The 22533-nt window shown below is 39.4% G+C and carries 14 protein-coding genes, 2 tRNA genes and 3 rRNA genes; 1 reads left to right on the top strand and 18 read right to left on the bottom strand.

What is annotated here, in order from left to right:
- Positions 1-16: 16 nt before the first annotated feature.
- The 6 genes from F886_RS05745 to F886_RS05720 form a co-directional block, all read right to left on the bottom strand.
- Positions 17-1945 (bottom strand): putative pilus system protein FilF, encoded by a 1929-nt coding sequence (locus F886_RS05745; protein ID WP_005302855.1) that lies wholly within the window; start codon positions 1943-1945, stop codon positions 17-19.
- An 18-nt stretch (positions 1946-1963) separates the two neighbouring features.
- Positions 1964-3214, bottom strand: a complete 1251-nt coding sequence (gene filE / locus F886_RS05740; RefSeq protein ID WP_416202156.1) for a putative pilus assembly protein FilE — start codon at positions 3212-3214, stop codon at positions 1964-1966.
- 14 nt (positions 3215-3228) lie between these two features.
- A complete protein-coding gene (locus tag F886_RS05735; RefSeq protein WP_005302851.1) occupies positions 3229-4893 on the bottom strand; it encodes a putative pilus system OmpP1/FadL family transporter FilD in 1665 nt (554 codons plus the stop codon).
- Positions 4894-4905: 12 nt separating this feature from the next.
- The gene (locus F886_RS05730; RefSeq protein ID WP_005302849.1) at positions 4906-6075 is read right to left on the bottom strand and encodes a putative pilus system protein FilC; all 1170 of its coding nucleotides are present in this window, start codon (positions 6073-6075) and stop codon (positions 4906-4908) included.
- 44 nt (positions 6076-6119) lie between these two features.
- On the bottom strand, positions 6120-6953 hold the full coding sequence (locus F886_RS05725; protein WP_005302848.1) for a putative pilus system C39 family peptidase FilB: 834 nt from the start codon (positions 6951-6953) through the stop codon (positions 6120-6122).
- A 305-nt stretch (positions 6954-7258) separates the two neighbouring features.
- Entirely contained in the window at positions 7259-8134 is an 876-nt protein-coding gene (locus F886_RS05720; RefSeq protein ID WP_005302845.1) for a putative pilus system protein FilA, read from the bottom strand.
- Positions 8135-8489: 355 nt separating this feature from the next.
- Between F886_RS05720 and F886_RS05715 the strand changes: the two genes are divergently transcribed.
- Complete coding sequence (locus F886_RS05715; RefSeq protein ID WP_005302843.1) at positions 8490-9848, top strand: chorismate-binding protein; 1359 nt, start codon at positions 8490-8492, stop codon at positions 9846-9848.
- A gap of 3 nt (positions 9849-9851) precedes the next feature.
- Here the strand turns inward: F886_RS05715 and hisC are convergent, their stop codons facing one another.
- The 12 genes from hisC to F886_RS05655 all read right to left on the bottom strand — a co-directional run bounded on the left by hisC (position 9852) and on the right by F886_RS05655 (position 22359).
- The gene (gene hisC, locus F886_RS05710; RefSeq protein ID WP_005302841.1) at positions 9852-10937 is read right to left on the bottom strand and encodes a histidinol-phosphate transaminase; all 1086 of its coding nucleotides are present in this window, start codon (positions 10935-10937) and stop codon (positions 9852-9854) included.
- Positions 10938-11006: 69 nt separating this feature from the next.
- On the bottom strand, positions 11007-12296 hold the full coding sequence (hisD, locus tag F886_RS05705) for a histidinol dehydrogenase (RefSeq protein WP_005302839.1): 1290 nt from the start codon (positions 12294-12296) through the stop codon (positions 11007-11009).
- Positions 12297-12402: 106 nt separating this feature from the next.
- A complete protein-coding gene (hisG, locus tag F886_RS05700; RefSeq protein ID WP_003655841.1) occupies positions 12403-13086 on the bottom strand; it encodes an ATP phosphoribosyltransferase in 684 nt (227 codons plus the stop codon).
- On the bottom strand, positions 13086-14342 hold the full coding sequence (murA, locus tag F886_RS05695; RefSeq protein ID WP_005302837.1) for a UDP-N-acetylglucosamine 1-carboxyvinyltransferase: 1257 nt from the start codon (positions 14340-14342) through the stop codon (positions 13086-13088). The genes hisG and murA overlap by 1 nt, the downstream gene beginning before the upstream one ends.
- A gap of 6 nt (positions 14343-14348) precedes the next feature.
- Positions 14349-14600: a BolA family iron metabolism protein IbaG gene (gene ibaG / locus F886_RS05690; protein WP_004794487.1), complete on the bottom strand. Its 252-nt coding sequence runs from the start codon at positions 14598-14600 to the stop codon at positions 14349-14351.
- Positions 14601-14738: 138 nt separating this feature from the next.
- Complete coding sequence (gene hpf, locus F886_RS05685; protein WP_005302836.1) at positions 14739-15077, bottom strand: ribosome hibernation-promoting factor, HPF/YfiA family; 339 nt, start codon at positions 15075-15077, stop codon at positions 14739-14741.
- A 165-nt stretch (positions 15078-15242) separates the two neighbouring features.
- Positions 15243-16691 carry an RNA polymerase factor sigma-54 gene (locus F886_RS05680; RefSeq protein WP_005302834.1) on the bottom strand — a complete coding sequence of 483 codons (1449 nt, stop codon included), beginning with the start codon at positions 16689-16691 and terminating at the stop codon, positions 15243-15245.
- Positions 16692-17015: 324 nt separating this feature from the next.
- Positions 17016-17130, bottom strand: a 5S ribosomal RNA gene (gene rrf / locus F886_RS05675).
- A gap of 179 nt (positions 17131-17309) precedes the next feature.
- Positions 17310-20202 (bottom strand): 23S ribosomal RNA (locus F886_RS05670).
- A 352-nt stretch (positions 20203-20554) separates the two neighbouring features.
- Positions 20555-20630 (bottom strand) — tRNA-Ala (locus F886_RS05665).
- A 55-nt stretch (positions 20631-20685) separates the two neighbouring features.
- A tRNA-Ile gene (locus tag F886_RS05660) sits at positions 20686-20762 on the bottom strand.
- Between the two features lie 59 nt (positions 20763-20821).
- Positions 20822-22359: ribosomal RNA gene (locus F886_RS05655) — 16S ribosomal RNA — on the bottom strand.
- Together the 16S, 23S and 5S rRNA genes with 2 tRNA genes alongside form the textbook arrangement of a ribosomal RNA operon.
- Positions 22360-22533: the final 174 nt, after the last annotated feature.

Below are 22533 nucleotides of genomic sequence, written 5' to 3'. Positions count from 1 at the left end.
TTATTTGTTTAATATGTTAAGACTTAGTTTTAATCTGATAACAATCAGCCGTTCTAAGTGTCACAGTTCCTGCCATACGCTGACCTAAAGCTTTTTCAGCTTCAGTCGGAGCAGGTGAAATATCTTTAATATTATTATATACTTGTTGATAGAAAGCATATGGATTTAACCATGAAACTGTTTTGTTATCATAAGTAGTAAGGTTTGCACCACTGGTCTGCCCTTGCAATAGGTTAGCAACGTTAATTTTTGCACCACTTACAAGTAATGTTTGACTACCAGTTTGAGATGTACTTTGAACTACATTTGAATTTAAGCCAGCTACAATACCATTTAAATTCCCTAATTCAGGCACCGCAAAAATCATTCTCACAGTAATTGACTTATCATTGGTTGCTGATTCTGTTCCTCCAGTTGTACCAATTCTGTACTGCTGAACCCCATTGTTATCAATTAAACTCGTATTTGAAACCACTCCACACTGACCAGACATATCTGTCGTAGTAGCTTCAGGTTTAATATCTGTTCTAATATTCCCATTCTCATCAATGACAATACCCAAATCAATAGGTGCAATTCCTGCTGTATCAAATTTAAAGTTTAGAGTTGCATATAATGGGAAAATATAAGTTTGGCCAGATTTGACGTTCTTAGCAGTTTTAAAAATCTGATTAGACAAATAGCTCGCAGGACTTACCTTATAAATATCCATAGAACCATTATAATTTTGGTTATCAACACTTTGTTTCCATAAAGCATACTGCTGAGGATTAGGAGTTTTAGTATCCGTCAAAGCTAAATATGAACTATCACGCCCTGCAATAAGTGAATCATTTAACAATTTACCTTGATAAATCACTAAATCTTCATTTGTATTACTAGAAGTTTTTAAACGAAATGGTTGTATTGATTTAATTTCGGTTTGTATTGGATCAAGCCAAGTAGTCTGCGCATTTGCAATCATTTGGGTTGGTTTTGATTTCGTCAAAACATTTAATACTGCACTGATTGCTACCTGGCTTGTGATTGTACTTGTTCCTTTCCATTGCAAACCATAACCAAATGTATATCCTTGACGATCAGATAATAAGAATAAATTACCAAACACATGTTGGGTATTTGCCCCATTTTTCGAGCAATCCGCCAAATTAGTCAAATTACATCCGTAAAAGTTTTCAGAAATCAAATTAGGTGGAGCCAAAGTAATATAATCTGACTGATATAGTCCCACTAAACTTAAGTTTGCTAATTGTGTTACCAGTTCAAAAGCTTGCTCATCTGACACCTGACTTAAATCTAGCCAAGGTTTTAAAATATTGGCATAAGCCCCATTTTTCCATTCTGTAGCTGTAATATTTTGAACTAAAATATTTAAAGTATTCTTCTTATCATCGGTAAATTGTGTTGGCTGTAAATCACCAGCAATATTATCAGTACGCTCTAAACCAATGCTTTGAAAGAGTTTTACCAATGCCATTGCAACTCGGACTGTAGGATCATTTTGGCTAAGTGATGTTGGGATCTGTCCAGTTAATCCAATCGCCATATCCATGACTTTCAAACGCGGCGGAACAGTCATCTGAATTTTTGAAACAGTGTCTAACTTAACAGAACCTAATTCAATTTTTCTTATAGCTTTAGAATCTTGCAAATAAAAACTAGCTGTATCTCCAGCTTTACAAGATCCAATAACACTATTACCTGAAGCTTTGGTAACAAAGCTTAGATTCGCTGCACTACTACATGTAAAATTAATACCAGCAATTGGGTAATCTAAAGAAAATTGTAGACAATCACTGCTTGTTATAGAACAACTTCCATTAGCTGTAGCCCCTCCTGATCCGTTTGTAGGATTCTCATTTATTGTGGAACTACCGCCACCACATCCATTTAGCATAATCGCTAATGTGCTTAGTGCAAAAGGCAATAAAACTTTTTTATTCATTAGATACCCTACTTATTTTTAACGTAATACGGAAATTTGAATTTGTCCCTGATTCGATAACTCAGTTTCTGCAACATCTACGGCAGAGGATAAGGGCGTTAACATCATGTAGTATGCTGATGCTGGTACTTTTAAAACACCTTGAATTGATGCATGTTGTAACATAGTAGAAGGATAAGATTTACTCTTAAATCCACTTACCCCTTCTAAAATACAGCCCTTATCATCTAAAAAAACAGCTAAAGGCCAATAATATAGAGGTTTCTCATTACTAGCAGCGAACGACATAAGTTTTAAATGTTGGACTGAGGGATCAAGCTTAATCAACTCATACTCAAATTTTTCTTTCAAAGGTTTTCTTGGCCATACATTTACTTCTTTATTTATACTAAGTGTCTTAATTGATTTGTTATAACCCTTGATAAAACATTGATCTTGTTCAAAAGCGGCCACTAATTCTTTCGAAGATAACCGCATATATGTGGGCGCTAATACAACTGTAGACTCTTTATCTTGAGTATGGCGATTAAAAAGTTGATCTAAAGTTGATCGGCTGACACCTTTCTTCCGCTCTACTGATTCTGTTCTTCCTAAGCCATCTGGCACGAGATAAAAACGTTTTTTCCCTTCAAGATTAAACTCCTGATCTTCAAGATATTCATTATTTACATATTCCACACCATCAATGGTAGTAAATTTAGACTTATCTTGTGTAGAAGTTGGTGCTGGGGAAGCTTGCGAAGTGCTTTTTGTCGGTGGTGGAATTAAAAGCAAATCTTTTTGCCATTCATTGTTAGAGGGCGTTTGAAGTTTTATATTTTCAATAGGTGTTTTTAATTCACGATCATTTGTTGAAGCAGACTGAGTATTCTGGGCTTTTTGATGTGCAGTTGGTGCAGTTGGTGCAGTTGGTGCAGTTGGTGCAGTTGGTGCAGTTGGTGCAGTTGGTGCAGTTGGTGCAGTTGGTGCAGTTGGTGCAGTATTTAATTTCTTTTCTGCTTGTTGTTCTAATTTTTTTGGCAAATCTTTAATTTGCTCTTTTTCTTTATAATTTTTTTGAGCAGGAAGAATTACCGTTTTATCTTGTGGATTTTGAGGTTTTATTTCTATTTGAGGGATAGACTGTTTTTTCTGATCAACTCTTTTACTCGGCACAATCATAGGACGACCATCAGGACCAATAATCGTATAAAAACCGTCTGCATAAGATGTAGAAACATTTGCTATCGCAATACACAAAATTGAAATAGCAAATTTAGGTCGAAACATCCATTTATACTGTTTTACCATTTTGTTCTGTAACTCAAACCAAGCACTGTAATTTTCGTATTTGTTTTTACATCTAAACCAGCATAAGGGTTTAATAAAATATTATCGACACCACATTTATTCGATAAAGTACTCGTACATGCTGGAATATTATCTCGACTACGTAAGAAACCAACTGAAAGGTCTAAATCAGTATCTGTATCAAAACGATACCCTAATCCTAAACCAAACAATTGCGCATTGTTAATTGGAACCATAGTATTACGTTTGTCATCAGGAATAGCACTAGCACGGGGCTCATAACCTGCTCGTAATTTCAAACGATCCGTTGCCGAATATTCTAAGCCTATTCCCCAACTCCATGGTGAAGTAAACTTTAATGGCAACGCTAAAGAGTTATCGGTCACATCATTAGATAGTAGTTTTGCAACTTTAAGTAATGAAATCTGGCGATCAAACTCAAATTTAAATTTATCCCATGCTGAATAATCAGTCCATCCAACATCAAAGTTTACTTGTAAATCTGGCAAAATTTTATATTTAATACCTGCCTGAAAATGTGCGGGATATTCTAAATCCATCGCGACTAAACCCGATTCAATATCAGGTACATATCCAGGTAAACCAAGAATTCGAGCTAGAATTTGTCCAGTCGCAGATGAGTTCAGCCCGCGTACCAATTCTTGAGGCGCTTTGGCATTATCAATCATGTATTTGCCTTTCATACGCATCTTAGCTGAGCTTTGATAGACCATACCAAAGCCAAAATCATCTGTCGGCTCCCACAGCAAGCCCAAGTTATAACTTGGGCTTAAAGACTGCTCCATGGAAACTTGTAAGGCTCCCATTTTATTAAATGGGTTCATACCTTCCTGAGCATTACACATCCCAAATAATAATAGATCAGTAATCATGTCATTATTATTTTTAAATGGCGCACAGACCACTTCATCAACCATACGTAAGACACCAATCATCTCATTCGGAAAACGAAGATCTGTTTTTAATGCCAGTGCGTTATATGACATACCAATCGAAGCACCAATTGATAAATGGTCATTAACTTGGAAACCAAAAGATGGAGACAAATAAGTAATACGCTCAACAGCAACTTGTTGCCCCATATAGTTACCAGCATTACCATTTTCTGCGCCAAAACCTGCTACCAATGGGGCATATACTGCTGTTGCATATGTGACTTTCGAACCTGGAGGCTTATAGGCAATTCCTGCTGTAGGAGCAACGAGTGGATAACCCGCTCCTAAATCAACCATTTTTTTAAGAATAGGCACATATAAACTGGCGTATTCGACATCTCCATGAACTGAGTCTTTAAAATCTGTACAAATATTCGCAGTAACTTCTGGACCATCATTACAAACAAGAGGATCATCTGAATAACCAAAAACGTTATACCCAGGCGGTGCTGAAAATTCTCGCTGGATATCAAAATTAGCTAGAATACCCTGTACATCAGTTTGCAGTCCATCAATCTTAGCTAATGCTGCTGGGTTAAAATGAACCGCACTAATCCCTGGTGGGTCTGCGGTTACAGCATTCCCCATTGATAGTGAACGAATATCGACAGCTAGGTTTTGTCCTAATTGAGCATTGGCAAAGCTAGAAATACCAGAGATCACAATTGCCGCCGTTAGAGGACATAATTTAGGATATTTCACCTGCATATCTCCTTATTTTTGTTTTTTATTAAAACCTAAAATATCTAACGGGAACGATAAACCAAGTGAGACATCTGGTGCATCCTCAGTTAAACCAAAGCCAACTGTACCATTAACAATCGTATCAGGTGAAACACGTACACCTAAGGCAAAAGCCATCATTGCACTACTTTGGTCTGGAGATTTATAAGATTCTCCATTTGCAAATTGGAACTCAGAATTTAGGTTAAAGCTTTGTTGATATGACATGGTTAATGACACATCATAGTTAAATGAATAAGCAAAACCGAAAGAGAAACCACCACTAATTCCAGGGTCAAAAGATTCTAGAATACGGTTACCACGTACCTGATTTAAACCAGATTCTTTAAAACCATAATTGGCAGAAGCAGAGGCAAATAAAACAACTGGATCGATATATTTACGAGTACTCGCGCCTATACCTGCAGAGTAATACCCTTTACCAGTTGAAAGCTCATTTTGACCAACTTCGTAAGGACTATCACCAGTTTTACTAGATAAGCTACCAAACAAGACTAAAGGTAAACGTCCTTGTTTAAGAGGGAAAGGTTCCCAACGCGCACCTAAAGAAATATCACCCAATCCTGCAGTGGTAGAATCGCTATTGATATCAGATTTAGCAACTAGAGGTACTGTTGCTGAAAGTGTTAAATTATCTAAAACACCATATTGGCCTGTAAAACTGTTAGTCAAAGTATGTTGAGCATCTTCCCTGATACTTAATCGACTAATACTAGAGTTATCATCTGCTAATGCTAAATCCAAAATACTGTCGCGGTAATAGGTATAATCAAGATCATAATATGTAGAAATTTCCCCTCTTTTAATTAACGAATATTGTCGTTCATTCGAGGTAAATACTTCTTGTAAGTTTGTTTCTTGACTCGCATCGCCTTCTTTTTTCTGCAAAGCGGTCGCAGCTTGATTAGCTCCAGTATTTGCTGTTACAGGATCACTGGTTACCACGTCTGTGGACGAAGTTACATTTCCATCTTGAACTGAATCTGTTGCTGGCGCTATTTCTGATGCGGTATTTGTTTCAGAAACCACAGCAGTATTTTGAACTTCCGTTTGTGCAACTTGGTCCTTTGCATAGATTGTTCCTGTAATGGCACTCATACTTAAAGCCAATACACTCATCTTCATCCATCGATTATTCATATTCCTTCCACCCAATTTATTTATTTTACTAAATTAAAAATTCATTACTTACGTTTGTAATAAAGACGCATAAAAGTTTCTATCGGCTGATTATGATTTGAAGAATGGCTGTCATTATCCAAAACCCGTCGCATTGTTGAGGCTTTATTTGCTAAACGGTCATAATTAAATGTTGGATATTGCACATCAACAAAGGCATAACGGTTAACAGTTGCATCTTCCACATGACGCATATCTGCGTCTTTTAATGCTAATAAGTCTTTACGCTGCGATTCAGGAACAGAAATAACAAATAAAGTATTATTATCCCAAATTTCTTTAAATCGGTTTTCATCAAAACTGATATTCCCTAAAGCAGGATCAGCAACATAGACTCTGCCATCTTTATAAGCTTTATATACGACAAAATGTTTAAACCCAGCATATGAAATGGGAACAATTGCAGGCTGACCTAATTTAACTAAATCAGGAAACTCTCCCCGGTAACCACCACTATCTAAACCAATAGCAGTTACAAAACGTTTCATATCAAGTAATGAGAAGCTACGGCGTTCGATAATACGTTGATATTCGCCATACTGTAGTAACCCACTCATTGTTTGCTGTTCAGTTAAACTGGTACCAACATACCCATTTAACAAAGTGGTAAGTGCAGCCGAACCACAGCTATAGTCATATGCTTGTCGAACAATACCGCGAAATTGATCTTCTATCGCAGGTTTAATCGTAACGGGTTCAATATGATTTCGGTGAAAAGATAAATTACGTGAATCGGCCGTCTCTGTATAATAAACAGTTCCCGGTGGCTTTTTTTCTATTTCGAAGGCTTCTGTCGCAAAGTAATACATCAATGCTGAGCCTAAAACAATCTCTAACATAAGCACTTGGTCTAAATGGTGGCCTAACTGGCCTTATTCATTTTATTCTTAGAGCAATAGCTCTACATCCCTGTGTCTCGAAGATACCTTTTTTTTTTGTAAAAAACAGCTTTTTTTTAATCTTTTTGATGAACGTATAGTTCTACTCTAATTAAACTGTTAATTAGCTCTCATTCTTAACTAGCGGCGGTTTTAATCTATTTAATATATATATAGGAATTTCATTAATTCTTAAGAGAAATTTAATTAAAACTTCAATTAAAAAAGCGCGTATTAAACGCGCTTTTTATTTTCAAATTTTTAAATTAGTGACCAGAAATTGTAATTGTAGAAGTACCAACATTAATACCTTGGATTTCAACATCACCTATTGAAGCAGCAGTATTAGAACCTAAGTGAATACCCTGTGCATATACATTCATGCCTTGAGTACTGTTATTTTGAATCTTCAACCCTGTTGGTACAACAGAAATGTCTGCATTCACATCTAGGTTACCAGTTGTATTTCCTGCACCACGTACCATTACTTTGTCTAGGACAATTTTACCACCACCCGCAGCATCATTGATGCCTAGGTTAGATAGTGTCAAACCACCTTGTAAGCTGGAATTTACCTTGATCATTGCACCTTGTGGGGTAGCGCCTAATTGAACATTAGCTGAAATTGCACCTAAAGATAAATCTAAACCAGAAAGAATTTCAGTTGGCGCTGCTTCTGTAATACCACGTACAGCAGTTGTTTCATTTAAAGTACCAGAACTACCAACACCGATAGAGCCAACTTTTACATTAACTGCCCCTACATTTGCAGCAACGTTTAAAAACGCTCCATTTGTAGCAGATGCACCAACGCTATCAATTTTAAGATCTAATAGATTCTTTGTGGTATCTACCTGCGTAAGAGTTATAGCCTTACCATTAGTTGCAGTTGTACCTGTGATTGTAATAGCACCCGCAGTTGCTGCTGCACCTGCAATACCTGTAGTTGGGTCTAAACCATCGTTATCGTGAATATATAATTTGTCGATAGAAATACCGCCAGCACCTAAAGCGATACCGATGTTAATACCATCTTGACCTGTAGCAGCGCTTAGTGCAGCATCGTCCATTGACTGCATCGCCATTGCATTTGCACTGATAGCTAAAGAAGAAACTAAAGCAAGTTTAGTGAACATTTTCATTGAGCACTCTCCCAAGAGCATTTATTTTTTGACTTTAACCACTCTCATTGTCTCAAGTTGCATTTTTCTTTATATAGCAACCGAAACTTCCAATCCTTGAGTAGTTTTGCTTAGCAATTACTAAATTACATCTACGTTACTTTTTGTTCAACTAGTGTTGTGCATTTTTTGCCAACTACCCGACAAACGGTACGCTCAATTTATTTCGCTTTTAACGTCTAATACCAACGCTAATCCACTCTAAAATTCGACTATTTTATCAACGAAAAGTACCTCTCTTCTAAGTCTTCTCCCTGATGATCCGCAAGTTGTAGTAAACTAATATTTCCCTTATTAACTATTCTGTTATTTAAAAATGTCTCAGTTAAAGAAAAAAATCTCATTACATGGTAAAAGTACGGCCGAGATTTTAAAAAATTTACAAGGATTAACTGGGCTCATTTATTTAAATGACAATAATAATCCTATTATTGGTTTTCTCCCACAACAATACATTCTTATTCAGAATGAAAAGAATATAGTATTTCAACGTCAAAATTTTAATGAATATAAGAAAATATTAAAATCGAATCAATTATTAGACTTTATTCAACTAAAAGAAAATAAATTAAAAGAAATCAAGAATACTAAATCAATAACAAGTTTTAATGGCGGCTATATCGGTTTTATTAGTTATGATTTTGCTGCACATCAATTTATTCATGCTCAGACTCATATACAGCCATCTTTGTTCTTAGGTCAATATCGTTCTTTTTTAAAATATATAGATAATGTTTGGTATTTTTTTAGTGATGAGGAAAATGCATTAGACCTATTTAAATATATTGAAAAGAAGTTAGAGATTCCTAATTCAAATAAATCTAAAAATATATTTGAATTAAAAACTTCTATTCAGCCAAGATGGTCTAAAGAACAATATTTCAAGGCTTTTAACAAAATACAAGAATACATTAAAGCTGGGGATTGTTATCAAATTAATTTAACCCAAGAATTTAAAGCTGATTTCAAAGGGTCTTTATTAAATAAAGCTGAAGATTTATGGAGCCTTACTAATGCACCATATGCAGGTTATTTAAAATTAGATCAATTTGAATTATTAAGTTGTTCCCCTGAACTCTTCATAGAATTCAATCAAAATAAACAAATTAAGACCCGACCTATTAAGGGAACCATGCCTCGATATGAAGATATCGAAAAAGATTTTATTTCAAAACAAACTTTAAAAAACTCGCAAAAAGATCAGGCCGAGAATGTCATGATTGTTGATTTATTACGTAATGATTTGAGCATTTATGCCAATACAGGGTCCGTAAAAACAACGCAATTATTCGAGATTGAAAGTTTTAATCAAGTTCATCATATGGTCAGTGAGATTGTTGCCACGCTTAAAGATGATATTAATCCAATGCAAATGTTGCTCTCTGCTTTACCGGGGGGATCGATTACAGGAGCCCCAAAAATTCGGGCGATGCAAATTATTGAAGAGCTAGAAGAAGAAGCAAGAGGTGCTTATTGCGGGACATTAGGTTACTTCAATTTTGATGGAACGGGCCGCTGGAATATTCTTATCCGTAGCTTCCAACAATATCAAAATCAGCTCTCTTTGTGGGCCGGTGGTGGTATTACGATTGCCTCAAATGCAGAAGCAGAATATCAAGAAAGCCTTGATAAAATTTCTGCCATGCTGAACTTGATGAACAGCACAGCAGACTAAAACTTAAAGAATATCTTGTTTTAACGTTTGCACTAAACGCATATTCTGCTCATCAGTACCCACTGTGATACGCAAAAATTGATTAATACGAGGCTTATTGAAATAACGCACAATAATACCTTGTTCACGTAATTGCTGTGCAAGTTTGCCTGCATCATGGACTGAGTGTGAAGCAAAAATAAAGTTCGCTTTAGAAGGTAAAACTTTAAAGCCCAAAGCAGTTAAGTCATCTACTAGTTTTTCACGACTAGAAATAACTTTCTGACAGTGTTCTTCAAAATAAGCCTGATCTTCAAAAGAAGCTACAGCGGCTGCAATTGCAAAACGGTCAATAGGATATGAGTTAAAACTATTTTTGACAGCTTCAAGCGCTGCAATTAAATGTGGCTGAGCGATTGCAAAACCAACGCGCAAACCAGCTAATGAACGAGATTTTGAGGTTGTTTGACAAACAACTAGATTCTCATAGCGATTTACAAGACCAACTGCGGATTCTGCTCCAAAATCAACATAAGCCTCATCGATCACCACCACCCGATCTGGATTTGCTTTTAAGATTTGCTCGATATCTGGCAAACCCATTGCAATACTGGTTGGTGCATTAGGGTTTGTAATAACAATCCCACCATTTGGTTGTATATAGTCCTTAGCTTCTATCTCGAAATTCTCATTGAGTGGAATTTCTTTAGTTTTTGTTCCAAAGAACTGACTATAAACTGGATAAAAACTATAAGTAATATCTGGATAAAGAATCGGTTCATCTTGAAGAAAAAATGCTTTAAAAATATGAGCAAGTACTTCATCTGAGCCATTACCAACGAAAACTTGAGACACCTCAATATTCTGTTGTTTAGCAATTGCTTGCTTTAAAGCTGTTGCATCTGGATCTGGATATAAACGCAAGGCATCAGCTTGCTGAGTTAAAACTGCTTGAACTGCGTCAACTACTTTGGGAGATGGCGGATAAGGATTTTCATTCGTATTGAGTTTCAATAAATTCTGAATTTTAGGCTGTTCACCCGGAACATAAGGCTCTAATTCACGAACTTCTGGACTCCAAAAGCGCATTTGTGCTGTAGATAAAGTCATGATCTTATCTCAAAAAAGGGCTGAAAATCAGCCCTGAGTAATAATTAAAAAACTACAAGGTTTATAAGCTTATTGATAACGATAGCGAGCTGAGCGTGCATGGGCATCTAAGTTCTCTTGGACAGCTAATATGTCGGCTGTTTTAGCTAACGTTTTAACTCCATCTTTCGAACACATAATCAAGCTCGAACGTTTTTGGAAATCATAAACGCCTAAAGGAGAAGAAAAACGAGCAGTTCCAGATGTCGGCAATACATGGTTTGGACCAGCGCAATAGTCACCGATTGCTTCAGGTGTATAACGTCCCATGAAAATTGCTCCAGCATGACGAATCTCTTCACTCATTGCTTCGGCATCATCTAGGCACAGTTCCAAATGCTCTGGTGCAACCTGATTAATTAACTCAATTGCTTCTGCGCGGTCTTTAACTAATACCAAAGCACCACGGTTTTCAATTGAAGTTCGAGCGATATCTGCCTTTGGCAATTCATTTAAATGCTTTTCAATTGCCAACTCGACTGCATTAAGCAAAGCTTCATCTGGAGTTATAAAAATAGCTTGAGCCACAGTGTCATGTTCAGCTTGTGATAAAACATCCATAGCCAACCAATCTGCATTATTCTCACCTTCTGCATATACTAAAATTTCAGAAGGTCCAGCAATCATATCGATGCCGACTTGACCAAATACAGCACGTTTAGCAGCTGCTACAAAACGATTCCCAGGACCAGTAATTTTATCTACAGGTGGAATTGTCTGAGTACCATAAGCCAAAGCTGCTACAGCCTGCGCCCCACCAATGGTAAATACCCGGCTAACTCCCGCAAGATAAGCTGCGGCAAGAACCAATGGATTTAATTCACCATTTGGTGCTGGAACAACCATGATAATTTCAGGTACACCTGCAACATGAGCAGGTACAGCATTCATTAGAACTGAAGATGGATAAGAGGCTAAACCTCCTGGCACATAAATACCAACACGGTCTAAAGGCGTTACTTTTTGCCCTAATGTATTGCCCAAGTCATCTATATAAGTCCAGCTATCTTGTTTCTGAGCTTCATGAAATGTACGAATACGCTTTGCTGCCAACTCTAGAGCATCACGAATTTCTGGGCTTAAATTATCAAAAGCAGTTTTAAGTTGTTCTTGAGATAATTCTAAATCTGAAAATTGATGCGCAGGATGTCGATCGAACTGTTGAGTAAGCTTTAAAACATGATCATCACCATGCTGACGAACATCAGCAATAATTTGATCTACTGTTTGCACTAAATTAAGATCATTCACGGTTTCAAATGCCAATAGCTCAGCAAAAACCTGTTTGAAGTTTTGATCTTGAGTCGATAAACGTCGCATCAATTTACCCACAAGGCGAAAAAGAAAAAGTAAGTTTACCCTTTTTCTATGCGCTTGTGGGCATCATCTAGCTTAACTATCGCAAAAGCATGATGGGAAATTGCTTTTAACGCGATTGAACAGCTTGCTCAAGCTGTGAAATGATTGGATTTAACAAAGTTTGTTTACGTTTAAAACTGGCTTTATTTACAATTAATCGAGAAGACACTTTGCAAATCTCTTCTAATGGCTCAAGACCATTTGCTCTTAAAGTATTACCAGTATCGACCACATCCACAATGTAATCACCTAAACCAACCAAAGGTGCTAACTCCATAGAACCATAGAGCTTAATAACATCAACCTGCTCACCTAAGCTTGCATAGTATTGACGTGTAAGATTGACATATTTCGTGGCAATTTTTAAACGACCCTTTGGATGCTCCATACCTACTTTACCAGCAGTCATTAACTTACATTTAGCAATTTGCAGGTCAAGCAGCTCATATACATGCTGAGCACCATGTTCCATCAACACATCTTTACCCGCCACTCCGATATCTGCTGCACCATTTTCAACATAGGTTGGTACATCAGATGCACGTAAAATTAAAATACGTACTTGTTTATGCGTAGTTGGGAAAATTAGTTTACGAGACTTTTCCGGATCTTCGAGTAAATTAATACCCGCTGTAGCCAATAAAGGTAACGTCTCTTTTAAAATACGCCCTTTACTCAATGCCAAGGTCAAACCATGATCAAAATTACCCATCACATCAAAATTAGGATCATCGTTTCTTACATCATTCATTAACTTACTCGCTTAATTTTGGCACCTAAACCTTGAAGCTTCTCTTCGACATGTTCATAACCACGGTCAATATGGTAGATACGATCAATTAATGTATCTCCCTCTGCAACTAAAGCAGCTAGAACTAAAGAGAATGAAGCACGTAAATCTGTTGCCATAACAGGTGCTGCCTGTAAGGTTTCAACTCCTGTTACGACAGCATCGTGACCTTCAACTTGAATATTAGCGCCCATTCGTGACAATTCAGGAACATGCATAAAACGATTTTCAAAGATCGTTTCAGAGATTGTTGCGAATCCACGACCAATCACATTTACTGCCATCAGCTGTGCTTGCATATCAGTTGGAAATTCTGGATGTGGCAAAGTTCTAAAACTTACAGCTTTAGGGCGTTTACCCATCATATCAAGTTCTATCCAGTCATCACCACGAGTGACTTCAGCACCCATTTCTTCAAACTTATCCAAAACAGACTCAAGTAATGCAGGGTCAGTATGTGTAGTTTTGACACGACCACCCGTAATTGCAGCAGCTGCTAAATATGAACCTGTTTCAATACGATCGGCAACAACAGCATATTCACAGCCATGTAGACTTTCTACACCAGTTACAACAAGAGTATCTGTATCAAGACCTTCAATCTTGGCGCCCATTTTAATTAACATTTGAGCAAGGTCAGTAATTTCAGGTTCACGAGCTGCATTACGAATAGTCGTAACGCCATCTGCTAATGCCGCTGCCATCAAGATGTTTTCGGTACCACCGACAGTAACCATATCAAAAACAACTTCGCCACCTTTTAAGCGACCATCAACTGAAGCATGGACATAACCATTTTCAACTTCAATATGCGCACCCAAAGCTTCTAAAGCTTTTAAATGTTGGTCCACAGGTCTTGAACCAATCGCACAACCACCAGGTAAAGAAACTTTAGCATTACCATAACGTGCTAATAATGGTCCTAAAACCAAAATTGAGGCACGCATTGTTTTTACCAGCTCATAAGGTGCAAACTGATTGTCTAAAGTAGAGATATCTGCTTTTACTGTGTCATTTTCATAGCCAATTGTTACCCCTAATCCACCAATTAGCTTTACCAAAGTATTAACATCTTTAAGATTTGGAACATTGGTTATTGTAATTGGAGAATCTGCAAGAATAGTTGCAGCAAGTAATGGCAAAGCCGCATTTTTTGCACCAGAAATGCGCACTTCGCCCTCGAGCTTAACACCACCCGTAATTAAAAATTTATCCATTAATATTTAAGCTCCGAAAAGGCTTGCTTTACGCCATTCATCTTTGGTCATTGCACGAATTGTTACCGCGTGAACTTCCCCACTTGCAATATAAGTATTTAATGGTGCATAAACTAATTGTTGACGAGCCACTGTACGCTTACCTTCAAATTGATCATCCACAATACGGAGGTCAAATTTTCCGGCCTGTCCGCTCACCGCTACTTCCGCTACAGGGAAAGCTTCTTTTAAAATTTGAGTGAGCTGTTCACTATTCATTGCAAAGACCTCTGACACAACCTAAGGGGTAAAACGGAGTATTTTACTATAACTTTTTCCAAGAATTCAGTACGTGTTTATATTTTATCAATAAAAAAGAGGCTATCTTTCAAGCCTCTCTTAAATTAACAAAACTTATTAAACAAAAACAGTAACTTGCGAATAAGTGCATTGCATTTTTCGATATCTTAATAATTGTCTTTTTAATTTTTCTGTCAATTTTTTAATTGAAGTATACATATCATCAGCGGTTGCCTGAGCAAACAACTCAATCCCTGGCAATCTTACAATAGCCTCTGCAACATGATTTGAACTGCCCTTATGAGAGCGCTTATCAATTTGATGATCTTTGGTTAATTTAATCTGCATACTATTCACCTGGTCTAGGTGTTTCGTCAATTGATTAAACTTTGATTTAATATTTTCTTCTATAGCTGGTGTAATTGCTAAATGATGTCCACGAATCGTTATTTGCATAATTCTATCCCTCACCTTTTTTAGGTTATTTAAAGAAGAACTAAAACGATTTAATGCTATCAAAAAAAATTAGGACAATTAAACCATTTTAGCGGCTCCTCTTGGTGAAATTAAAATTTCATTATTTCGTCATAATGAATCTCTAGAATAGCCATACTTCAAAATTCAGATCAAGACTTTTCTTTCAGACGATGAAGGAATATGTAACGATTCACGATATTTTGCGACAGTCCTTCTTGCTACTTCAATCCCCTCATCTTTCAACAATGTGGCAATTACATTATCTGACAAAGGTTTACGCGGGTTTTCACTTGCTACGAGTTTTTTAATCATTGCACGAATTGCAGTGGAAGAAGCCTCTCCACCAGCAGTTGTGCCTACATGGCTAGAGAAAAAATATTTCAACTCAAAAAGGCCACGTGGAGTAAGCATATACTTATTTGTTGTTACACGAGAAACTGTAGATTCATGCAATTCTACTTCTTCAGCAACATCTCGAAGAACCAATGGTTTCATTGCTTCTGCACCGATCTCCAAAAAAGCTTTCTGATGTTCCACAATACATGATGCTACTTTTAATAATGTTTTATGTCTTTCATCAATGCTTTTGATAAAGTTTTTCGCCTCAAGCATTTGATTACGCAAATATAAATTATCTTCACTCTGATCTGCTCTACGAATCATACTGGAGTAAAAAGAATTAATTCTTAATTTAGGTAATACATCTGGGTTTAGTTGAACCTGCCAATGTAAATCTTTTTTAGAAACTACTACATCTGGGATTTGATAATCTGACTCTTGTTTATCAAAATCCATACCTGGATATGGTTTCAATGTTTTTAAAAGATTGATTGCAAACTTTAATTGATCTTTTGTTAAACCCGTTTGTTTGAGTAATTTATTTAAATCATTTGCTATCAAAAGCTCATAATATTGCAATAAGCTTTTTGCTTCGTTTAAATATTCAACATCTTTTGGTAGAAATTCGAGTTGTATTTTTAAACATTCCGCTAAATTACGTGAACCGATCCCTAGTGGATCAAGCCGTTGAATATGCTTTAAGACGACTAGAACCTCATCTTCTTCAATGTCTTCTTCGATATCCATCTCATTTAATAATTGTTGGGCAGCTAAAATTATTTCTTCTATTTCAGCATCCAAGAAACCTTTATCATCTAATGCATCAACAATACAGTAAGCAATTAATTGATCTATTTTAGAAAAGTGCAAAAGATTAACTTGTTCTAAAATATGTTCCTTTAGAGATAATTGAACTTGACGATTATCCTCTCGCTCTTCAAATTCTGGAGTAGCCAACGCTGTTGATTGATGAGTATAAATATCATCCCAATCAGTATCGACTGGTAAATCATCAGGCAAATGGTTTGCATTTAATTCAGTTGTTAAATCATCTGAGTCTTTGCTTTCTAATACAGATAGGCTTTCTGTTATTGATTCTTCTTCTATTTTTTCAAGTAAAGGATTACTATCTAGTTGAATTTGGATTTCTTGTTCAAGTTCTAAGCTAGAAAGCTGTAACAAACGAATCGCCTGCTGCAATTGAGGTGTTAACGATAAAGAATTCGCAACTTTCAACCCAACAGATAATTTCATATTTTAGATTCCATTAAACAAGCAAAAATCATGCCTACTTATTATTTATAACATATAGTTTCTATTTATCATATATATTGGTGTGAAATTTCCAGAAGAAAAAGTAGATCTTTAATGAAAAATTTTGCTGCATAGCTAATTAAAATGTCGGTTTAGAAGCCCATTTCTAACTTAGAACGGGCTCGAAGTTTCCTTCATATAAAAAAAGGACTCATATAGAGTCCTTTTTTATGGTCTTACTGCATCTAAATTAAACAATTCATTTAATTTTCGCGCATAAAGCAACACCCCGGTTTCTTTCGAGACCGGGGTGTTAGAATAATGAGCTGGCGATGACTTACTCTCACATGGGAAACCCCACACTACCATCAGCGCTAAGAGGTTTCACTTCTGAGTTCGGGAAGGGATCAGGTGGTTCACTCTTGCTATGGTCGCCAGCACAACTGGTATGGATACTTGCATTGGTCTTAATGTGCCGATGCGTTTTCCAAATCTTTACAGATGGGCTGATTGAATCTTACTTTAGTTGTTCATTTTAGCTAAGCATATAACTAAATCAAGTTGCTTTGCATATTAATGAATCGATTGATGCTTTATATACAACTGCTTGGGTGTTGTATAGTCAAGCCTCACGAGCAATTAGTATTGGTCAGCTTCACATATCACTATGCTTCCACATCCAACCTATCAACGTCCTAGTCTCGAACGGCTCTTTAGAGGACATAAAGTCCTAGGGAAATCTTATCTTGAGGTAGGCTTCCCGCTTAGATGCTTTCAGCGGTTATCCCTTCCGAACATAGCTACCCGGCGATGCGACTGGCGTCACAACCGGTACACCAGAGGTTCGTCCACTCTGGTCCTCTCGTACTAGGAGCAGATCCTCTCAAATTTCCAGCGCCCACGGTAGATAGGGACCGAACTGTCTCACGACGTTCTAAACCCAGCTCGCGTACCTCTTTAAATGGCGAACAGCCATACCCTTGGGACCTGCTTCAGCCCCAGGATGAGATGAGCCGACATCGAGGTGCCAAACACCGCCGTCGATATGAACTCTTGGGCGGTATCAGCCTGTTATCCCCAGAGTACCTTTTATCCGTTGAGCGATGGCCCTTCCATACAGAACCACCGGATCACTAAGACCTACTTTCGTACCTGCTCGACTTGTGGGTCTCGCAGTTAAGCGCGCTTTTGCCTTTATACTCTACGCGTGATTTCCGACCACGCTGAGCGCACCTTCGTACTCCTCCGTTACTCTTTAGGAGGAGACCGCCCCAGTCAAACTACCCACCAGACATGGTCCTCGCCCCGGATTACGGGGCAGAGTTAGAACCTCAACATTACCAGGGTGGTATTTCAAGGACGGCTCCATTGGAACTAGCGTTCCAACTTCAAAGCCTCCCACCTATCCTACACAAGTAAGGTCAAAGTTCAATGTCAAGCTGCAGTAAAGGTTCACGGGGTCTTTCCGTCTAGCCGCGGGTACACTGCATCTTCACAGCGATTTCGATTTCACTGAGCCTCTGCTGGAGACAGCGCCGCCATCATTATGCCATTCGTGCAGGTCGGAACTTACCCGACAAGGAATTTCGCTACCTTAGGACCGTTATAGTTACGGCCGCCGTTTACTGGGGCTTCGATCAAGAGCTTCGCTTACGCTAACCCCATCAATTAACCTTCCAGCACCGGGCAGGCATCACACCCTATACGTCCACTTTCGTGTTTGCAGAGTGCTATGTTTTTAATAAACAGTTGCAGCGGCCTGGTTTCTGTGGCTGCCAATAGCTCAGACCGCAAGGGTCATCACCGTCAGCAGCGTACCTTCTCCCGAAGTTACGGTACCATTTTGCCTAGTTCCTTCAGCAGAGTTCTCTCAAGCGCCTTGGTCTACTCGACCTGACCACCTGTGTCGGTTTCGGGTACGATTCCTGTGTAACTGAAGCTTAGAGACTTTTCCTGGAAGCATGGTATCAGCCACTTCGCTGTACAAGTACAGCTTGCTATCAGATCTCAGCATAGAGCACCCCGGATTTGCCTAAGATGCATGCCTACTTCCTTCCACCTGGACAACCAACGCCAGGCTGACTTAACCTTCTCCGTCCTCTCATCGCATTACACAGAAGTATTGGAATATTAACCAATTTCCCATCGACTACGCCTTTCGGCCTCGCCTTAGGGGTCGACTCACCCAGCCCCGATTAACGTTGGACTGGAACCCTTGGTCTTTCGGCGAACGGGTTTTTCACCCGTTTTGTCGTTACTCACGTCAGCATTCGCACTTCTGATACCTCCAGCATACTTCTCAATACACCTTCATCGGCTTACAGAACGCTCCCCTACCACTTGACTAAAAGTCAAATCCGCAGCTTCGGCACATAGTTTTAGCCCCGTTACATCTTCCGCGCAGGCCGACTCGACTAGTGAGCTATTACGCTTTCTTTAAAGGGTGGCTGCTTCTAAGCCAACCTCCTAGCTGTCTATGCCTTCCCACATCGTTTCCCACTTAACTATGATTTTGGGGCCTTAGCTGGCGGTCTGGATTGTTTTCCTCTTGACTACGGACGTTAGCACCCGCAGTCTGTCTCCCGGATAGTACTCATAGGTATTCGGAGTTTGCATCGGTTTGGTAAGTCGGGATGACCCCCTAGCCGAAACAGTGCTCTACCCCCTATGGTATTCGTCCGAGGCGCTACCTAAATAGCTTTCGGGGAGAACCAGCTATCACCAGGCTTGATTAGCCTTTCACCCCTATCCACAAGTCATCCCCTGGCTTTTCAACGACAGTGGGTTCGGTCCTCCAGTTAGTGTTACCCAACCTTCAACCTGCTCATGGATAGATCGCCTGGTTTCGGGTCTATACCCAGCAACTAAACGCCCTATTAAGACTCGATTTCTCTACGGCTCCCCTATACGGTTAACCTCGCTACTGAATATAAGTCGCTGACCCATTATACAAAAGGTACGCAGTCACCGAACAAGTCGGCTCCCACTGCTTGTATGCATGCGGTTTCAGGATCTATTTCACTCCCCTCACAGGGGTTCTTTTCGCCTTTCCCTCACGGTACTGGTTCACTATCGGTCAGTCAGGAGTATTTAGCCTTGGAGGATGGTCCCCCCATATTCAGACAAGGTTTCACGTGCCTCGCCCTACTCGTCATCATTATGTGTGCCCTTTCGTGTACGGGAATATCACCCTCTACGTTCGCACTTCCCAGAGCGTTCCACTAAAACACACATAACTTAATGGGCTGATCCCCGTTCGCTCGCCGCTACTAAGGGAATCTCAATTGATTTCTTTTCCTAAGGGTACTGAGATGTTTCACTTCCCCTCGTTCGCCTTGCAACACTATGTATTCATGTTGCAATACCTACCTTAAAGTAGGTGGGTTCCCCCATTCAGAAATCTCCGGATCAAAGGATATTTGCCGCCTCCCCGGAGCTTATCGCAGGCTATTACGTCTTTCATCGCCTCTGACTGCCAAGGCATCCACCACATGCACTTAATTACTTGACTATACAACCCCAAACAGTCGTCAACACTTACAAGTGAGTGTTGTCCGTGCGATTCTTCATCGCTACTATCTGTTGCCTGTGTATTTAAACACTGTACAGCTTCAATCTAAATTCATATACCAAAACGCTTGATTCAGTTAATTTGCTAGTTCTCAATTCATCTAGATTAATTGCTTAATCTAAATTCTTGAGTGAACAATTTATTTCAGACTCAATTTTGCCAATCTGTTAATGAATAAACATGCCTTCGTCAGGTCATGCTTAATACCGTGATACTTAAATCACAGAAGTTAATAAACCAAGATCTAAATCTCTATTTACTAATTTCTGTAATCCGAACTTCTCTTAAGTTCTGGTGGAGACTAGGAGAGTCGAACTCCTGACCTCCTGCGTGCAAAGCAGGCGCTCTACCAACTAAGCTAAGTCCCCAGCTTACATCATCAGTCATGTATCTTTTATCTATAACTTCAACCAGTCAAAGTCATGGTGGGTCTGACAAGACTTGAACTTGTGACCCCACGCTTATCAAGCGTGTGCTCTAACCAACTGAGCTACAGACCCTCAGATACATCTATGAAGAACAACTTGTTGTGGATTCTTACCAATCGTCAATCTTTCGTTAAGGAGGTGATCCAGCCGCAGGTTCCCCTACGGCTACCTTGTTACGACTTCACCCCAGTCATCGGCCACACCGTGGTAACCGCCCTCTTTGCAGTTAGGCTAGCTACTTCTGGTGCAACAAACTCCCATGGTGTGACGGGCGGTGTGTACAAGGCCCGGGAACGTATTCACCGCGGCATTCTGATCCGCGATTACTAGCGATTCCGACTTCATGGAGTCGAGTTGCAGACTCCAATCCGGACTACGATCGGCTTTTTGAGATTAGCATCCTATCGCTAGGTAGCAACCCTTTGTACCGACCATTGTAGCACGTGTGTAGCCCTGGCCGTAAGGGCCATGATGACTTGACGTCGTCCCCGCCTTCCTCCAGTTTGTCACTGGCAGTATCCTTAAAGTTCCCGACATTACTCGCTGGCAAATAAGGAAAAGGGTTGCGCTCGTTGCGGGACTTAACCCAACATCTCACGACACGAGCTGACGACAGCCATGCAGCACCTGTATGTAAGTTCCCGAAGGCACCAATCCATCTCTGGAAAGTTCTTACTATGTCAAGGCCAGGTAAGGTTCTTCGCGTTGCATCGAATTAAACCACATGCTCCACCGCTTGTGCGGGCCCCCGTCAATTCATTTGAGTTTTAGTCTTGCGACCGTACTCCCCAGGCGGTCTACTTATCGCGTTAGCTGCGCCACTAAAGCCTCAAAGGCCCCAACGGCTAGTAGACATCGTTTACGGCATGGACTACCAGGGTATCTAATCCTGTTTGCTCCCCATGCTTTCGCACCTCAGCGTCAGTGTTAGGCCAGATGGCTGCCTTCGCCATCGGTATTCCTCCAGATCTCTACGCATTTCACCGCTACACCTGGAATTCTACCATCCTCTCCCACACTCTAGCTAACCAGTATCGAATGCAATTCCCAAGTTAAGCTCGGGGATTTCACATTTGACTTAATTAGCCGCCTACGCGCGCTTTACGCCCAGTAAATCCGATTAACGCTTGCACCCTCTGTATTACCGCGGCTGCTGGCACAGAGTTAGCCGGTGCTTATTCTGCGAGTAACGTCCACTATCTCTAGGTATTAACTAAAGTAGCCTCCTCCTCGCTTAAAGTGCTTTACAACCATAAGGCCTTCTTCACACACGCGGCATGGCTGGATCAGGCTTCCGCCCATTGTCCAATATTCCCCACTGCTGCCTCCCGTAGGAGTCTGGGCCGTGTCTCAGTCCCAGTGTGGCGGATCATCCTCTCAGACCCGCTACAGATCGTCGCCTTGGTAGGCCTTTACCCCACCAACTAGCTAATCCGACTTAGGCTCATCTATTAGCGCAAGGTCCGAAGATCCCCTGCTTTCTCCCGTAGGACGTATGCGGTATTAGCATTCCTTTCGAAATGTTGTCCCCCACTAATAGGCAGATTCCTAAGCATTACTCACCCGTCCGCCGCTAAGTGATAGTGCAAGCACCATCACTCCGCTCGACTTGCATGTGTTAAGCCTGCCGCCAGCGTTCAATCTGAGCCATGATCAAACTCTTCAGTTAAAAATCATTTTGCACCTTATTAAAGACAAGGTGCCAATTCTGGCTCATCAATTTTCTGACTTAAATTTCGCTCAAATAAACTTCGAGTAATTTAAACCAATCAATCAATGATAATATTTCGATCGATCAATCAGTAAAAATCCACACAAGTTGTTCTTCAATTCTCTTAATGAT

It is taken from the genome of Acinetobacter sp. NIPH 542 (genome assembly GCF_000369825.1).
In the GTDB taxonomy this organism is placed as follows: domain Bacteria; phylum Pseudomonadota; class Gammaproteobacteria; order Pseudomonadales; family Moraxellaceae; genus Acinetobacter; species Acinetobacter oleivorans.
Note: the sequence above shows the minus strand (reverse complement) of the source record. Positions and strands in the feature narration are given on the sequence as shown.

Excerpts from the sequence above, each read along its gene's own strand:
- F886_RS05745 (WP_005302855.1), bottom strand. The coding sequence starts at position 1,945 with ATGAATAAAAAAGTTTTATTGCCTTTTGCACTAAGCACATTAGCGATT.
- filE (WP_416202156.1), bottom strand. The coding sequence starts at position 3,214 with ATGTTTCGACCTAAATTTGCTATTTCAATTTTGTGTATTGCGATAGCA.
- F886_RS05730 (WP_005302849.1), bottom strand. The coding sequence starts at position 6,075 with ATGAATAATCGATGGATGAAGATGAGTGTATTGGCTTTAAGTATGAGT.
- F886_RS05725 (WP_005302848.1), bottom strand. The coding sequence starts at position 6,953 with ATGTTAGAGATTGTTTTAGGCTCAGCATTGATGTATTACTTTGCGACA.
- F886_RS05720 (WP_005302845.1), bottom strand. The coding sequence starts at position 8,134 with ATGAAAATGTTCACTAAACTTGCTTTAGTTTCTTCTTTAGCTATCAGT.
- F886_RS05715 (WP_005302843.1), top strand. The coding sequence starts at position 8,490 with ATGTCTCAGTTAAAGAAAAAAATCTCATTACATGGTAAAAGTACGGCC.
- hisC (WP_005302841.1), bottom strand. The coding sequence starts at position 10,937 with ATGACTTTATCTACAGCACAAATGCGCTTTTGGAGTCCAGAAGTTCGT.
- hisD (WP_005302839.1), bottom strand. The coding sequence starts at position 12,296 with ATGCGACGTTTATCGACTCAAGATCAAAACTTCAAACAGGTTTTTGCT.
- hisG (WP_003655841.1), bottom strand. The coding sequence starts at position 13,086 with ATGAATGATGTAAGAAACGATGATCCTAATTTTGATGTGATGGGTAAT.
- murA (WP_005302837.1), bottom strand. The coding sequence starts at position 14,342 with ATGGATAAATTTTTAATTACGGGTGGTGTTAAGCTCGAGGGCGAAGTG.
- ibaG (WP_004794487.1), bottom strand. The coding sequence starts at position 14,600 with ATGAATAGTGAACAGCTCACTCAAATTTTAAAAGAAGCTTTCCCTGTA.
- hpf (WP_005302836.1), bottom strand. The coding sequence starts at position 15,077 with ATGCAAATAACGATTCGTGGACATCATTTAGCAATTACACCAGCTATA.
- F886_RS05680 (WP_005302834.1), bottom strand. The coding sequence starts at position 16,691 with ATGAAATTATCTGTTGGGTTGAAAGTTGCGAATTCTTTATCGTTAACA.